The 14,882-nt window shown below is 61.4% G+C and carries 15 protein-coding genes and 1 tRNA gene; 11 read left to right on the top strand and 5 right to left on the bottom strand.

Annotated elements, in window-relative coordinates; translation table 11 throughout:
- Positions 1 to 25 precede the first annotated feature (25 nt).
- The 4 genes from serS to EET67_RS03130 all read left to right on the top strand — a co-directional run bounded on the left by serS (position 26) and on the right by EET67_RS03130 (position 4,120).
- On the top strand, positions 26 to 1,330 hold the full coding sequence (serS, locus tag EET67_RS03145) for a serine--tRNA ligase (RefSeq protein ID WP_128624762.1): 1,305 nt from the start codon (positions 26 to 28) through the stop codon (positions 1,328 to 1,330).
- Between the two features lie 6 nt (positions 1,331 to 1,336).
- Complete coding sequence (surE, locus tag EET67_RS03140; RefSeq protein WP_128624761.1) at positions 1,337 to 2,095, top strand: 5'/3'-nucleotidase SurE; 759 nt, start codon at positions 1,337 to 1,339, stop codon at positions 2,093 to 2,095.
- Complete coding sequence (locus EET67_RS03135) at positions 2,092 to 2,745, top strand: protein-L-isoaspartate(D-aspartate) O-methyltransferase (RefSeq protein ID WP_128624760.1); 654 nt, start codon at positions 2,092 to 2,094, stop codon at positions 2,743 to 2,745. Before surE ends, EET67_RS03135 begins: the two co-directional genes overlap by 4 nt.
- A 121-nt stretch (positions 2,746 to 2,866) precedes the next feature.
- Positions 2,867 to 4,120, top strand: a complete 1,254-nt coding sequence (locus tag EET67_RS03130; RefSeq protein ID WP_128624759.1) for a M23 family metallopeptidase — start codon at positions 2,867 to 2,869, stop codon at positions 4,118 to 4,120.
- Positions 4,121 to 4,174: 54 nt separating this feature from the next.
- Here EET67_RS03130 and EET67_RS03125 read toward each other — a convergent pair whose 3' ends face one another.
- A complete protein-coding gene (locus EET67_RS03125; RefSeq protein ID WP_128624758.1) occupies positions 4,175 to 5,050 on the bottom strand; it encodes an ATP-binding protein in 876 nt (291 codons plus the stop codon).
- 179 nt (positions 5,051 to 5,229) lie between these two features.
- Here EET67_RS03125 and yajC point away from each other — a divergent pair, with 179 nt between their 5' ends.
- The 4 genes from yajC to EET67_RS03105 are packed head-to-tail and all read left to right on the top strand — an operon-like array spanning position 5,230 to position 9,430.
- Positions 5,230 to 5,568 carry a preprotein translocase subunit YajC gene (yajC, locus tag EET67_RS03120; RefSeq protein WP_128624757.1) on the top strand — a complete coding sequence of 113 codons (339 nt, stop codon included), beginning with the start codon at positions 5,230 to 5,232 and terminating at the stop codon, positions 5,566 to 5,568.
- A 51-nt stretch (positions 5,569 to 5,619) separates the two neighbouring features.
- Positions 5,620 to 8,178, top strand: a complete 2,559-nt coding sequence (gene secDF / locus EET67_RS03115; protein ID WP_128624756.1) for a protein translocase subunit SecDF — start codon at positions 5,620 to 5,622, stop codon at positions 8,176 to 8,178.
- A 9-nt stretch (positions 8,179 to 8,187) separates the two neighbouring features.
- Entirely contained in the window at positions 8,188 to 8,577 is a 390-nt protein-coding gene (locus tag EET67_RS03110) for an Mth938-like domain-containing protein (protein WP_128624755.1), read from the top strand.
- Between the two features lies 1 nt (position 8,578).
- Positions 8,579 to 9,430 (top strand): phytoene/squalene synthase family protein, encoded by an 852-nt coding sequence (locus EET67_RS03105; protein ID WP_128624754.1) that lies wholly within the window; start codon positions 8,579 to 8,581, stop codon positions 9,428 to 9,430.
- An 11-nt stretch (positions 9,431 to 9,441) separates the two neighbouring features.
- Here EET67_RS03105 and trmFO read toward each other — a convergent pair whose 3' ends face one another.
- A complete protein-coding gene (gene trmFO / locus EET67_RS03100) occupies positions 9,442 to 10,851 on the bottom strand; it encodes a methylenetetrahydrofolate--tRNA-(uracil(54)-C(5))-methyltransferase (FADH(2)-oxidizing) TrmFO (protein WP_128624753.1) in 1,410 nt (469 codons plus the stop codon).
- Positions 10,852 to 10,976: 125 nt separating this feature from the next.
- On the opposite strand from trmFO, the gene EET67_RS03095 reads away from it, so the two are divergent.
- Positions 10,977 to 11,582 (top strand): hypothetical protein, encoded by a 606-nt coding sequence (locus EET67_RS03095; protein ID WP_245450695.1) that lies wholly within the window; start codon positions 10,977 to 10,979, stop codon positions 11,580 to 11,582.
- 468 nt (positions 11,583 to 12,050) lie between these two features.
- Here EET67_RS03095 and EET67_RS03090 read toward each other — a convergent pair whose 3' ends face one another.
- Entirely contained in the window at positions 12,051 to 12,191 is a 141-nt protein-coding gene (locus EET67_RS03090; protein ID WP_128624752.1) for a DUF1127 domain-containing protein, read from the bottom strand.
- 51 nt (positions 12,192 to 12,242) lie between these two features.
- Entirely contained in the window at positions 12,243 to 12,383 is a 141-nt protein-coding gene (locus EET67_RS03085) for a DUF1127 domain-containing protein (protein ID WP_128624751.1), read from the bottom strand.
- A gap of 236 nt (positions 12,384 to 12,619) precedes the next feature.
- Between EET67_RS03085 and EET67_RS03080 the strand changes: the two genes are divergently transcribed.
- Both EET67_RS03080 and EET67_RS03075 read left to right on the top strand, forming a co-directional pair.
- On the top strand, positions 12,620 to 13,726 hold the full coding sequence (locus EET67_RS03080; RefSeq protein WP_128624750.1) for a DUF2157 domain-containing protein: 1,107 nt from the start codon (positions 12,620 to 12,622) through the stop codon (positions 13,724 to 13,726).
- Positions 13,723 to 14,301: a GDYXXLXY domain-containing protein gene (locus EET67_RS03075; protein ID WP_128624749.1), complete on the top strand. Its 579-nt coding sequence runs from the start codon at positions 13,723 to 13,725 to the stop codon at positions 14,299 to 14,301. Before EET67_RS03080 ends, EET67_RS03075 begins: the two co-directional genes overlap by 4 nt.
- Positions 14,302 to 14,445: 144 nt before the next feature.
- Here EET67_RS03075 and EET67_RS03070 read toward each other — a convergent pair.
- A tRNA-Leu gene (locus tag EET67_RS03070) sits at positions 14,446 to 14,530 on the bottom strand.
- Between the last annotated feature and the right edge of the window lie 352 nt (positions 14,531 to 14,882).

Here is a 14,882-nt window from a genome sequence, read left to right as displayed (position 1 = left end):
AGAGACTGCGACCGGACATTTTCCCATGCTTGATATCAAATGGATTCGTGAGAACCCGAAGGCCCTGGCGGCGGCGCTGGTCAAGCGCTCATGGGCGCCTAGCGACGCCGAGGCCACGGTCGATGACCTCGTGCTCAAGGATGAGGCGCGTCGTGCCCATCTGGGCAAGCTGCAGGTGGCGCAGGAGCGCCGCAACGCCGCTTCGCGCGAGATCGGCAACGCCATGCGGGCGCGCGATTCCGAACTGGCGGAAAAGCTGAAGGTCGAGATCGCCGATATCAAGAGCTTCATCCAGGGTGGCGAGGCCGAGGAACGCCGTCTCGACAAGGAGCTCAATGACGCGCTCGCCATCATCCCGAACGTGCCGCTGGACGATGTGCCCGTTGGCAAGGATGAGAACGACAATGTCGAGAAGCGCAGATTTGGCGAGATCGGCCCGCGCCAGAACTGGGTGAAGGAGCATTTCGAGATCGGCGAGGCGCTCGGCCTGATGGATTTTGAGCGTGCGGCGAAGCTTTCAGGCAGCCGCTTCACGGTGTTGAAGGGCCAGTTGGCCCGGCTTGAGCGGGCGCTCGGCCAGTTCATGCTCGACCTGCACACGACCGAGCATGGCTACATGGAGGTTCAGCCGCCGCTGCTGGTGCGCGACGATGCGCTTTTCGGCACCAATCAGCTTCCCAAATTCGAGGAAGACCTGTTCTTCACGCCGCATGGCGAATCGAGACTCGGCCTCATCCCCACCGCCGAGGTGCCGCTGACCAATCTGGTGCGCGAGGAGATCCTTGCCGGCGACAAGCTGCCCCTGCGCATGACGGCGCTGACGCCGTGCTTCCGTTCCGAGGCTGGCTCTGCAGGTCGGGACACGCGCGGCATGCTGCGCCAGCATCAGTTCTACAAGGTCGAACTTGTTTCGATAACCGATGCCGAAAGCTCGATCGCCGAGCATGAGCGCATGACCGAATGCGCCGAGGAAGTGCTGAAGCGGCTCGAATTGCCGTTCCGCACCGTGACCTTGTGCACCGGCGACATGGGCTTTGGCGCGCGCAAGACCTATGACATCGAAGTGTGGCTTCCAGGCCAGAACGCCTATCGCGAAATCTCGTCCTGCTCGGTCTGCGGCGATTTCCAGGCCCGGCGCATGGATGCGCGCTATCGGCCGGAAGGCATCAAGCAAACGAAATTCGTCCACACGCTGAACGGATCGGGCACTGCCCTTGGCCGGGCGCTGATCGCCGTCATTGAGAATTACCAGACGCAGGATGGCGGCGTAACGATTCCTGAAGTGCTGCGCCCTTACATGGGTGGGCTTGAAAAGATCGAGGCGAAGTGAGGCGGCGTGCGTATTCTCCTGACCAATGACGACGGCATCCATGCCGAGGGTCTCGCCTGTCTCGAACGCATAGCCCGCACCATTTCCGACGATGTCTGGGTGGTTGCCCCGGAGACCGACCAGTCGGGCTTTGCCCATTCGCTATCGATTTCCGAGCCCCTTCGCCTGCGCAAGATCGGGGAGCGGCACTATGCGGTGCGTGGCACGCCGACCGATTGCGTCATCATGGGGGTGCGCAAGCTTCTGCCGGGCGCGCCGGATCTCATCCTGTCCGGCGTCAATTCCGGCTCCAACGTCGCCGACGACGTAACCTATTCGGGCACGGTGGCCGGCGCCATGGAAGGCACGCTGCTCGGCATCCGCTCCATTGCGCTGAGCCAGGCTTACAATTTCTCCGAAGGGGTGCGTGACGTCCCTTGGGGAACGGTGGAGGCGCTGGCTCCAGCCCTCCTGGCCAAGTTGATCGCCATCGATTTGCCCGCGGGTGTCTATCTCAATATCAACTTCCCCAATTGCATGCCCGACGAGGTCGAGGGCGCGCGCGTCACCAGCCAGGGCAAGCTGGTGCACAGCCTCTGGCTTGACGAACGCGCCGATGGACGCGGCTTCCCGTATTTCTGGCTGCGATTTGGCCGCGAGGCGCCGGAATTGAAGGTCGGCACCGACGTGCATGCGGTGCGTAGCAAATTCGTTTCGGTGACGCCGCTGAAACTCGATCTGACTGCGCATGAAATCCGGGATCAATTGACCAAGGCTCTGGCATGAACGCACCGCTCGACGATCGCGAGGGCTTCGCGGCTTTCCTGTTGCGGTTGCGCGGGCGCGGTATCGTTCCGAAAGACCTGATTACCGCCTTCGAGGCGACACCGCGGCAGATGTTCATTCCCGGCCAGTGGCACGATATCGCCTGGTCGGAGAGGATGATCCCGATCGAATGCGGCGAGACGATTGAAGGCGCGGATTTGCAGGCAGCGGTGATTGCAGCCCTTGCCATCGAGCCGGGCAGCCGCATCCTCGAAATCGGAACCGGCTCCGGCTATTCCGCAGCCGTCATGGCGCGCCTTGCGGCTCGCGTGGTGACGGTGGACCGCTACCGTACCCTTACGGAACAGGCCAGGCAGCGTTTCGAGGCATTGGGCATCACCAATGCTTTCGCACGCCAGGCCGAAGGATCCAACGGGCTATCGGGGGAGGGGCCGTTCGACCGCATCGTGGTTTGGGCCTCGTTCGACAGCCTGCCGCGCGCCTTTGTCGATCAGTTGTCCAGCGGCGGCATCATGATCGCGCCGATCGGCCCGGACGAGGGCGAGCAGGTGATGGCCAAGCTGACCAAGCTCGGCAGCCGCTTCGAGCGCGAGGACATCGGCGTGGTGCGATTCCAGCCGATCGCAAACAGTGTCGCCGCCGCCATCTGAAGCGTATTCTGGCCCTACAGCGTGCAACTCCTGCGCGCGACACGTCGCCTCTTAACCGACCAGTAACATTAACGCGCTTTAATCATCCCAGTTTGGTGCCGGGTATACGCGGGTTATTGCGATGTCGATCAATATTTTGGCTGGAAATGAGCGTGTGTTGAAGCGCGGTGCGGCGATGATTCTCCTGGCCGGCCTTGTTGCAGGCTGCAGTGGCGGGGTTTCGCGCTTCAACGGTGTCGATGACGTCTTTACTGCGTCGACAGCGAATCAGCGCCAGATCTTCAACCAGAATCAGCCCTATCCCGGCGAGAGCCAGATCGCAGCCGCTCCGGTCGAGAGCGTCCAGCGCGGCGATGTCGGCCGCAGCAGCTTGCCGCCGGTTTCCTCGCAGCCTTTGCCGGCGCCGCAGGCACCTGCCGCGCCACGAATTGCAGACGCGCCGGCTCCGGTCGCGCCTGCTCCTGCCATGACTGCCAGGGCGCCGGTTTCGGCCCCGGACGGCAATCTCAAGATGGCAGAAGCGAAAACTGTAACCGGCACCAGGCAGGATACCCTCTCGCACAAGGCGCCGTTGCCTTCGGCCGCGCCAGCCATTCCACATCAGACAAAGGTGGCTGAGGCCAAGGCGGTTGCTGTGGGCAGTGCGCAGGGCGCCTATACGGTTCAGCAGGGCGACACGCTGTCGAGCATATCGAGGAAGACCGGCATCGGCGTGTCTGCGCTGCAGGCGGCCAACGGGCTTCAGGATGGAAACATCCGCATCGGCCAGAGCTTGCGCATTCCGTCCGCCGGAACGACGACGGTTGCCGCCGTGGCATCGGCATCACCGGCGGCACCCGCGAAGGCTGCAGTCCTGGCCGCCGATCCTGTCGTGACCGGCACCGCTACCACGGCTGCCGCGCCCAAGGCTGAAAAAGTTGCCGCCTATACGCCGCCCAAGAAAGCCGAGAAGGTGATCGAGCAGGCCGAGGAATATGCGGCCGCCGCGCCGGATTCGACCGGCATAGGCCGCATGCGCTGGCCGGTTCGCGGCCGTGTCATCTCCGCATTCGGCAAGGGCAGCGGCAAGGCCAACGACGGCATCGATATCCAGGTGCCGGAGGGAACGCCGGTCAAGGCAGCCGAAAACGGTGTCGTCATCTATGCGGGCGACGGGCTGAAGGAATTCGGCAATACCGTTCTGGTGCGCCACGAGAACGGCCTGGTCACCGTTTATGGCCATGCCAGCGAATTGAAGGTGTCGCGCGGCGACAAGGTCAAGCGCGGCCAGCAGATCGCCAGTTCCGGCATGAGCGGCGTGGCCGATTCGCCGCGGCTGCACTTCGAAGTGCGCAAGAACTCAGCACCCGTCGATCCGACGACGTTTCTCGAATAGCGGATAGGCAGACTGCATTTGATGGCGGCGATCACATCGCCGCCACTCGCCGGCTCAGTCCTTCAACGGCTGGCCCAGCCGCCCTGCCAGGTCCTGGATGAACTGCCAGGCGACGCGCCCTGAGCGGCTGCCGCGCGTCGTTGCCCACTCCAGCGCATCGGCGCGCAGCTCTTCAGGTTTGACGGCAAGGCCGTGATAGCGGACATAACCGTCCACCATGTCCAGATACTCGTCCTGCGAACATTTGTGGAAGCCCAGCCACAGGCCGAAACGGTCGGACAGCGAAACCTTCTCCTCGATCGCCTCGGAGGGGTTGATCGCCGTGGAGCGCTCATTGTCGATCATGTCGCGCGGCAGAAGGTGCCGGCGATTGGACGTGGCATAGAAGATCACGTTGGCCGGTCGTCCTTCCACGCCGCCCTCGAGCGCTGCCTTGAGCGACTTGTAGGACGTGTCGTCATGATCGAAGGACAGGTCGTCGCAAAACAGGATGAAGCGGAAGGGCGCCGCCTTCAGGATCGCCATCAGCTTTGGCAGCGTGTTGATGTCCTCGCGATGGATCTCGACCAGTTTCAGCATCGCATCGGCCTTTTGCGACGCATTGATCGAAGCATGGACGGACTTTACAAGTGACGATTTGCCCATGCCGCGCGCACCCCACAGCAGCACATTGTTGGCCGGAAGGCTCCTGGCGAAGCGTGCGGTGTTGTCCATCAGGATATCACGCATCCGGTCCACGCCACGGATCAGGTCTATATCGATGCGGTTGACGTGATGAACCGGCTCCAGGAAGCCGGGTTCGGCCACCCAGACAAAGCAATCGGCGACTGTAAGATCGGTCAGTGGCGCCGAGGGCGGTACCAGGCGCTCAATGGCATCGATCAGCCGGTCGATCTTGTGGGTCAGGGCTTCAAGCGTGTTCTCGGGCATTCGGCATTCCATATTCATGTCGGGCGGTGTCGTTACGCGATGTAACATGCGTGAACTTGGCGGAAAAGCCGCTATGCAAGCCGCTTGCGCAGTTGCAATGGAGGCTTTACCGACTATATTCCGGCCAACTTTCGCAGGGTGCGTTACCAGCCCGTCCTAACCTCATCAGGAGTTATTCGATGTTCGTCACACCGGCATACGCCCAGAGCACGGGCGCAAGCCCTGATATGTTGATCAGCGTCTTGCCGTTTGTGCTGATTTTCGTGATCATGTATTTCCTGATCATCCGGCCGCAGCGCACGCAGATGAAGAAGCGCGGCGAGATGCTTGCAGCCATTCGGCGTGGCGATACGGTGGTGACCGGTGGCGGCTTTGTCGGCAAGGTGACGAAAGTCATTGACGACAACGAATTGGAGGTTGACCTTGGCAATGGCACCAAGGTGACCGCCCTGCGTTCGACCATCGCGGATGTGCGCGTCAAGGGCGAGCCGATCGCCAACCAGAACGCCAAGAAATAGCCGCTCCGACAGCAAGCGCTGCTTGAATACGGCCTGATTTGACGAGGCAAAATGCTCTATTTTTCGCGTTGGAAGACCATTTTTATCTGGGCGATTGTCGCGCTGGGCGTGATCTTTTCCGCGCCCAACCTGCTTTCGCAGGCAGTGCGCGATGCCTTGCCGGACTGGCTTCCAAAGCAGGCGATGACACTTGGCCTCGACTTGCAGGGTGGGTCACACATTCTTCTGGCGATCGACCGGCAGGACCTCATCGATGAGCGGCTGGTTACCACGCGCGACGACATCCGCACACTGCTGCGCGATGCCAAGATCGGCTATACCGGCCTGACCGGCAGCGGCAAGTCCGTCCAGGTCCGCATTCGCGAGGCCAATGAGGTCGATAAGGCCAAGACGGCACTTGCGGGACTGACCCAGCCGATTTCGGCAAGTCTTTTCGGCGCTGGCTCCATCGTCGAAACCGAGCTCGAGGAACCCGAGCCCGGATTGCTGCGCTATACGCTCACCGAGGAAGGCATCGACTACCGGGTCAGCAATGCGGTTTCCCAGTCGATCGAGGTCGTCGGGCGGCGCGTCAACGAGCTTGGCACGACCGAGCCGATTATCCAGCGCCAGGGTGCGGACCGCATCCTCGTGCAGGTGCCCGGGTTGCAGGACCCGCAGCGGCTGAAGGATATTCTCGGCCAGACTGCCAAGCTGACCTTCCAGATGGTCGATCAGAGCATGCCGGTGCAGGAGGCGATTGAAGGCCGCCCACCGGTCGGAACGTCGGTCCTTTATTCACAGGACGATCCGCCGGTTCCCTATCTGATCGAGGACAGGGTCATCGTTGCGGGCGAAAACCTTGTCGATGCCCAGGCGACCTTCAATCAGCAGACCAGCGAGCCGGTCGTTTCCTTCCGCTTCGATTCCAAGGGTGCATCGCGCTTCGGCCAGGCGACCCAGCAGAATGTCGGACGGCTGTTTGCCATCATTCTCGACAATCAGGTGATTTCGGCTCCGCAGATACGCGAACCCATCCTTGGTGGATCGGGACAAATCTCCGGCAATTTCACCACCCAGAGCGCCAACGACCTCGCCGTGCTGTTGCGCGCTGGCGCACTGCCGGCCGACCTCACCATCATCGAAGAGCGCACGGTCGGCCCGAGCCTCGGTGCCGATTCGATTTCAGCCGGCGCCTATGCCTCGATGATCGCGGCCGTGCTGGTGTTTGCCTTCATGCTGCTGGCCTATGGCAGCCTTGGTCTGCTTGCCTGTATCGGCCTTGCCGCCAACGTCTCGATGATCATTGCGATCCTGACCGTGCTGGGTGCGACGCTGACGCTGCCGGGCATTGCCGGTATCGTTTTGACGATGGGCATGGCGGTCGATTCCAACGTCATCATCTTCGAGCGTGTGCGCGAGGAGCGGGAGCAGGGCAGGTCCCTGGTGCAATCTCTTGATTCAGGTTTCCAGCGCGCTCTGGCCACGATCGTTGACGCCAATTTGACCACCCTTATCGCTGCGGTGATCCTGTTCTATATGGGCACGGGGCCTATCCGTGGCTTCGCGGTCACGCTTGCCATCGGTATCGTCACCACTGTCTTCACGGCTTTCACCCTGACCCGTTGGCTGATTGCGGTGTGGCTGAAGCGCAGCAAGCCCACCAACCTGCCGGCGGGGCTGGTGCACTATCTGCCGCTTGACCCCAAGCTCAACATCATGCGCTGGCGTAACCTTGCCTTTGCATTATCGGCTGCCGCATCGATCGTGATTGCGGTGCTGTTCGCCACGGTCGACATGAATTACGGCGTCGACTTCAAGGGCGGCTCGATGATCGAGGTGCAGGCCAAGAACGGCGTTGCAGATGCCGGCGACGTGCGTGCACGTCTGGGTGAGGTCAATATCGGCGACGTCCAGGTGCAGGAATTCGGCGATGGCCGTGACCTGATGATCCGCGTGGAAGGGCAGGCGGAAGGCGGCGACAATGCCGAACAGTCGGTCCTGGAGAAAATGCGCGGCGCACTGGAATCGGACTATGATTTCCGCCGCGTCGAAGTAGTCGGGCCAACGGTGTCGGCCGAGCTTGCCATGACCGGCACGATCGGCGTCATCGCCTCGATGTTTGCCATGCTGCTTTATGTCTGGTTCCGGTTCGAATGGCAGTTCGCGGTCGGCGCCATCGTTTCCACGCTGCATGACGTGATCATGATGGTCGGCCTCTATGTCATTGCCGGCCTGGAATTCAATCTGTCCAGTATCGCGGCAATACTCACCGTGGTCGGTTATTCGATCAACGACACCGTCGTGATCTATGACCGCGTCCGCGAGAATCTGCGGCGCTACAAGAAGATGCCGATCATCGAGCTGCTCAATCTGTCATTGAGCCAGACGCTGTCACGAACCTTCCTGACGGGCCTGACGACACTGTTTGCCCTGATCGCGCTCTATCTGTTCGGCGGCGAGGTCATCAGTTCCTTCATGCTCGCCATGCTGTTCGGCGTGATCGTCGGCACCTACTCATCGATCTTCGTGGCCGGTCCGCTGCTGATCCTGTTCAAGCTGCGCGGCGACATGTTCGACAAGGGCACGGATGCAGTTGCCCCGCGGACGGCCCAGCCGTCGAAGTCATAAGGGTTTGCCATGTCGGCCGGGGTCGTGATCCGCGAAGCGCATTTTCCCGGCCGCGCTCCGGTCGAGGCCTATGGCAATGGCGGTTTCAGATTCGCCGACATGTCGCATCGCGGCTCGCTCCTCTGCCTGCCTTCGGGCATCTATGGCTGGGAGCCCGCCGACCCCCTGAAGCTCACGCCTCAGGACTTTGCCCGCGTGTTGGCAGAGGCAAGCGAGATAGAGGTTTTGCTGGTCGGGAGCGGCACGGATTTGCGTCCGCTCGGTGCCGACCTCAGGGCGGCATTGAAGCAGGCGCACATCTCGGCGGACCCGATGTCGACCGGGGCGGCGGTTCGTACCTACAATGTGCTTCTGGCCGAAGACCGCGCCGTGGCTGCCGCACTCATTGCCGTAGATTGACATGAATGATCGAGCCGCCATCGTGATGGAGGCGGTGCGCTCTGCCGACCGCGATCGTTATCTTTCCGTGCTCTATGCGCCGGAAGACAAGCGGCCAGCCCTGTTTGCGCTCTATGCCTTCAATGCTGAGATTGCAGGTATTCGTGACCGCATTCGCGAAGCATTGCCGGGCGAGGTTCGCCTGCAGTGGTGGCGTGACGTGATTTCGGCCGGGACCATGCATGCAGCCGCAGGACACCCGACCGCCGAGGCGCTGATCGGCGCGATCGTCGAGTATCACCTGCCGCAGGATGCATTCCTGAACTATCTCGATGCGCGGATATTCGACCTTTACGACGACCCGATGCCGTCTCGGAACGATCTTGAGGGCTATTGCGGCGAGACCGCCGGGGCCTTGATCCAGCTCGCCTCACTGATCCTCGATCCGGAGGCAGCACCCGAATGCGCCGATCTGGCAGGGCATACCGGCTGTGCCCAGGCGATAGCCGGCCTGTTGCGGCTGCTGCCGATGCACAAGGCGCGCGGCCAGTGTTTCGTGCCGAAGGACATCCTGGCAGCGGCTGGGTCCTCGCCGGAGGAATGTCTGAAGGGGCAGGACGGGGCCGGGGCCGCTGAGATCGTTGCTGCCATGAGTGCACTTGCCCGGGAGCATCTCGCCGCGTTCCAGCGCCGTGCGGCGGACTTGCCGCCAGGTTTGCGCCCGGCCTATCTGCCGGCATCGCTGAGCGGCGCCTATCTGAAGCGGATTTCTGCTGCCGGTGCTCGGGCGTTCAAATCCGCCCCGGAGCTGGCGGGCATCACGAGGCATTGGATCTTGTTTCGCCATGCGACGCGGGGGTGGTCGGCCGAGTAAGCTGAGGCTTTCTATTCGGCCGCCTGCGCACCTTCCGAAAGACCAAGCCACGCACGGCAATCGGCCAGCGCACGTGCGGTTATCGCATGGCGCTTGGCGACGATCTTGTCCTTGCCGCGCAAGCGCTTGCCTTCCGATTTCGGCGCTTCCACCGGCGGAAAGAGGCCGAAATTTATGTTCATCGGCTGGAAGGAGCGCTTGCCCGGCTCGTCTTCGGAAACGATGTGGCCGCCGGTGATATGGTTGAGCAACGCGCCGAACGCCGTCGTTACGGGCGGGGCGGAGGCTGAGCCGCCAAGGAGTTCTGCGGCGGCGAAACGTCCCGCCAGAAGTCCTATCGCCGCAGATTCGACATAGCCTTCGCAGCCGGTGATCTGGCCGGCGAATCGCAACCCGTCCCGGCCCGTGAGCTGAAGCGTGTCGTCCAGCAGGGTCGGCGAATTGATGTAGGTGTTGCGATGCAGGCCGCCCAACCGGGCGAAATCTGCATTTTCCAGCCCCGGAATGGTACGGAAGATGCGCACCTGCTCGGCATGTTTCAGCTTGGTCTGGAAACCGACCATATTGTAGAGCGTGCCGAGCGCGTTGTCCTGGCGCAATTGGACGACTGCGTAAGCCTTGACTGACGGATTATGCGCATTGGTGAGACCCATCGGCTTCATCGGCCCGTGGCGCAATGTTTCGGCGCCACGCTCGGCCATGATCTCGATCGGCAGGCAGCCGTCGAAATAGGGCGTGCCTTCCCACTGCTTGAACTCGGTCTTGCCGCCGTCGATCAGCGCCTGCACGAAGGCTTCATATTGCGGCTTGTCCATCGGGCAGTTGATGTAATCCTGGCCGGTGCCGCCCGGGCCAATCTTGTCATAGCGCGACTGGAACCAGCAGATATCCATGTCGATCGTGTCGAAATGCACGATCGGCGCGATCGCATCGAAAAAGGCCAGCGCATCGGCGCCTGTTTTCTGCGCAATGGCTTCTGCCAGTGAAGGTGCGGTGAGCGGGCCGGTGGCGATAATCGCCTGGTGCCAATCTTCCGGCGGCAGCCCGGCCATTTCCTCGCGGACAATGTTAATCAGCGGATGCGATTGCAGTTTTGCCGTCACAGCCGCCGAAAAGCCGTCGCGGTCGACGGCTAGCGCGCCGCCGGCAGGCACTTGATTCGTATCCGCACTTGCCATGATCAGCGAACCCGCCAGCCGCATCTCCGCATGCAAGAGGCCGACGGCATTCGCCTGTGCGTCGTCGGACCGGAAGGAATTGGAGCAGACCAGTTCGGCAAGCCCGTCCGTCTTGTGCGCATCGGTGCCGCGTACCGGCCGCATTTCATGCAGGATAACGGGCACGCCGGCATTGGCCGCCTGCCAGGCTGCTTCCGAGCCGGCAAGACCGCCGCCGATGACGTGCAAGGGTTTTGTTGTCATGCGCGGGAAATAGGCCGAAGAGTGGACGAAATCAATCGGAACAACGCCGTTGCCCTGTTGTGCTCGACTGCGGCTGGCGAATGTCTTTCCTTGCTCTGGCGAAAGTGCCCGGCTAGTCCTTGGCGATGACGTATCCTGCCCGCATGCGCGCCGCTATCCTGGTATTCGCCGCCTTTGCGGCCGGTTGGGGCCCGGCATTCGCCCAACCAGCGGGAGATAGCGCCAAAGGCGCCGCGCGGTTGAAAATCTGCCACGGTTTCGGCTGTCATTTCCAGTCGCAACTTGATCTAGGCGCCGCAGACGCAAGGCGCATCAGTGCAATCCTTGCCGCAGGCCGCGCCTCGCCGCACGCCGAACGCGCCGCCGTCTCCAAGGCGGTTCAGTATTACGAGAGCCGCGCTGCCAGCGTGGTCGGCGTGCGCGACCATGCCAAGTCGAATGCCAGGCAGTGGCACAGGCGCGGCCAGATGGATTGCATCGACGAATCGACCAACACCCGCACCTTCCTGCTCTATCTCGAAAGGCGCGGCCTGCTGAAGCATCACACGGTTCAGCGCAACGTGACCCGCGGCTTCCTGATCGATGGCCGCTACCCGCATTCGACAGCGGTCTTGCGGGACAGATCGGGAGAGAAATGGACGATCGATAGCTGGTATACGCCGACGGGTGGTCCTCCCGACATCATGAAGCTGTCGCAATGGTTGACCCGCGGCGTGATGGGCGTGCGGTGAGCGCGCGGCCTGGATCGTCCAAGCCCTGAAACGACAACACCCGCCGGGGGAGGAGGTCCGGCGGGTGTCGTTAGGGTCGGTCAGCAATCGGGAGGAGGTGAAAGCTGACCGTATCGGTCGGAACCTGGGAGGAGGTAGGCGCCGACAGAATTCTTTTCGCCATTTAGAGGCTGCGAAGGGCCTTTGGGTCACAACACCCGCCGGGGGAGGAGGTCCGGCGGGTGTCGTTAGGGTCGGTCAGCAATCGGGAGGAGGTGAAAGCTGACCGTATCGGTCGGAACCTGGGAGGAGGTAGGCGCCGACAGAATTCTTTTCGCCATTTAGAGGCTGCGAAGGGCCTTTGGGTCACAACACCCGCCGGGGGAGGAGGTCCGGCGGGTGCCGTTTGGGTCGATCAGCGATCGGGAGGAGGTGAAAGCTGATCGTATCCGTCGGAGCCCGGGAGGAGGTAGGCGCCGACGAAATTCCTTAGATGGCGCGGCGTGCCACGGAGTGAATCTCGCTGCGGCTGATGCCGAGGTCGGAGAGTTCACGGTTGGACAGGCGGCCAAGCTCGCTGACCGTTTCGCGATAACGGCGCCAGTTGCGGTAGTTGCGCAGGATGTTCATTTGTTCTTGCTTTCTATTGATCTGTTCGGTTCGGTATCTTGCCGGAGTCTCTTAGATGGACTTACGCGCGACGAAAGGAATGTCGCTGCGATTGATGCCCAGGTCTGTAAGCTCACGGTTCGAAAGGCGGCTCAGCTCGGAGACGGTCTCGCGATAGCGGCGCCAGTTACGGTAATTGCGGATCAGGTTCATCGTCTTGCTCGTTCGTCTTTGGATCGTCTATGTCTTTGTCTTTCGTGTACGATGTGTAGATAGGCTCGTTCACGAAGCATTAAAAGTGCTAACGGTGCATAGCAGCAATGCGTTTGTGCATTGCAACATTAATCGGCCTTAGGGTCTGTGGCGCAATTGGGGCCGGTTCATGAAAATGCCGTATTGCCAAAGGCTTGACGGCTGGGTGCACCGCACAGAAAGTCGGGAGAAGATCGTTGCCGAGTTATGTGTCGCGCCTGAAAGCGGATGTCTCGCGCTGGGTTGAGCAGGGCATGATCGACCAGGCGACGGGCCAGTTGCTCGTCGCGGATGCGGAAGTCCGCAATGAGCGTTCCTTCAATTTCGGCTCGGTGCTGGCGATCATGGCGGCGTTGCTGCTCGGCGCTGCGATTCTGCTTCTTGTCGCCGCCAATTGGGAAGCCATTCCCCGCCTTGTCCGGGTGGGGACCCTGTTTGCGCTCATCTTCGGCTTTTATGTCGGCGGGGCCTGGCTGAAGCAGCGCGGTCGTGACGCGCTTGCCGAAGCGTGCTGGCTGATCGCCGCTGCCGCCTTTGGCGGATCGATCGCATTGGTTGGCCAGATGTACCATCTGTCCGGCGACGAGGCCTCGGCAATTTTGACCTGGTGCGCCGGCACCGCGCTCGCGGCAGCGGCATTGCGTTCATCTGCGCTCACGGTCGCGGCCGTTGCCATCGCCATGGCGTGGATGGTGATGCGCGGCATCGATGATTGGGACATCGTCCCGCAATTCTATCTGGTCATGGCGGCAGCGTTCTGGCTGATCTCCTATTGGACACAAAGCCGCCCGGCACGACATCTGATCCTGCTGTCACTCATTCTATATATGTGCATCGTGGCCGCGCATCATGACACTATTGCCATTGGCATCGCGCTGGCCATCGGCTCGGCATTGCTGTTCATATTGGCTACGCGCGCGCCCGAACCGGTCGAAAGAATTGTGCTGCTCGACAGGCGCCTGCCAGTTCATTGCCTTCTGGGATTCCTGGTCGGACTCGCTTTGGCGCAGATCGACCTTGTCGATGAAGGCGGGCGACTGGCGCTGGCTGCCGTGGTTACATTTGGCGGCATTGCAGCAGCACTTATTATTGCCGGGCGCGAAAGCCGCATGTTGCGGTGGCTTGCCTACACCGGCTTCGGGCTCGAACTTGCCTTCATCTATGCGGTAATGATCGGCACCATGCTTGGCACTGCGGGGCTGTTTCTCGCCTCAGGCGTGGTTCTGGGCATCATCGCTCTTTTCATCATCAGGATTGAAAGGCGCATCAGGGCCAGGCCGGTACAAGGAGGGCAGGGCGCATGATGCAAAAAAACCGTCTCCTTATAATCGCGGTAGTTCTGGCGCTGGCGCAGATAGGGTTCCTGGCATGGATTATCGCCGGGCGGGCAGCGATCCTGCGCAATGGGCAGGACGTCCTGTTGAAGGTCGAGCCGGTCGATCCACGCGATCTTTTGCGCGGCGACTATGTGCGCCTCGGCTATGAGATTTCCAGCATTCCGGCAAATCTGGTTGCAAATGCCGATGCAAAGGCGCCCGCGCCGGACGCCATTTTCGTGCGGCTGAAGAAGGATGCCGACGGGTTCTGGCATCCGGTGTCGGGTTCGCTCGGCAAACCGGCGGGCACGCCGCTCGGAACGGATGAAGCGGAGATACGCGGCACGACCGATGCCGGCTGGAGCGCGCAGCAGAACGCCATCATCCGGGTCGATTATGGGATCGAGCGCTTCTATCTGCCGGAAGGCGAGGGCAAGGAAATTGAGCGCGACATGCGCATCCGCAGTTTCAGCATCCTCGCCGCTATCGGCAAGGACGGCACGGCGCAGATCAAAGCCCTTATGGACGGCGACAAGGTGCTGTTCACGGAACCGCTTTATTAGCCGCCATCCGTTCAGTCGGATGATAAGCAAAACACGCTCAGTCTGCAGGGCCGAACCCAAAGGGTTCGCAAGGGCGACCACCCGTCGATCAATCAGGCCGCCCCACGGAGCCGTGAGCGCAGCGAACTGGCGTGAGATTAAAAATGGTGCGGATGAGAGGAGTCGAACCTCCACGCCTCTCGGCACTGGAACCTAAATCCAGGGCGTCTACCAGTTCCGCCACATCCGCAATGCGCTGGAAATCTCATGCGGCCATCATTCTGTCAATCTCGCAACAGAACGATGTTGCCCAGAAAAGCATCCGGACGAGCCGTATTGAAACATGCGAAGAGTGTTGAAAATTCAGTCTGTCTGTGACAAAAGGCGTGTCAAATGTGAAGGGTTATTAAGGTCCGCTTCGGTTGAATGTGGTAGGAAGCAGGAAAAACAAAGACTTACCCACATTCTTGGAGCGCATTAAGAGCACTTGATGCCCGATGGCCAAGCCATCTCGGCCCACTTGCTTCACCCGCACCAAAGAATTATCCCGGCACGAATATCCGGCAGGCTGAGCGGCAGGGAGCCGTAAGTCAGCGGCATTG

This window comes from Borborobacter arsenicus, assembly GCF_003934165.1.
In the GTDB taxonomy this organism is placed as follows: Bacteria; Pseudomonadota; Alphaproteobacteria; order Rhizobiales; family Rhizobiaceae; genus Pseudaminobacter; species Pseudaminobacter arsenicus.
The sequence above is the reverse complement of the archived record's forward strand: the minus strand, read 5'-3'. Positions and strand labels throughout refer to the sequence as shown.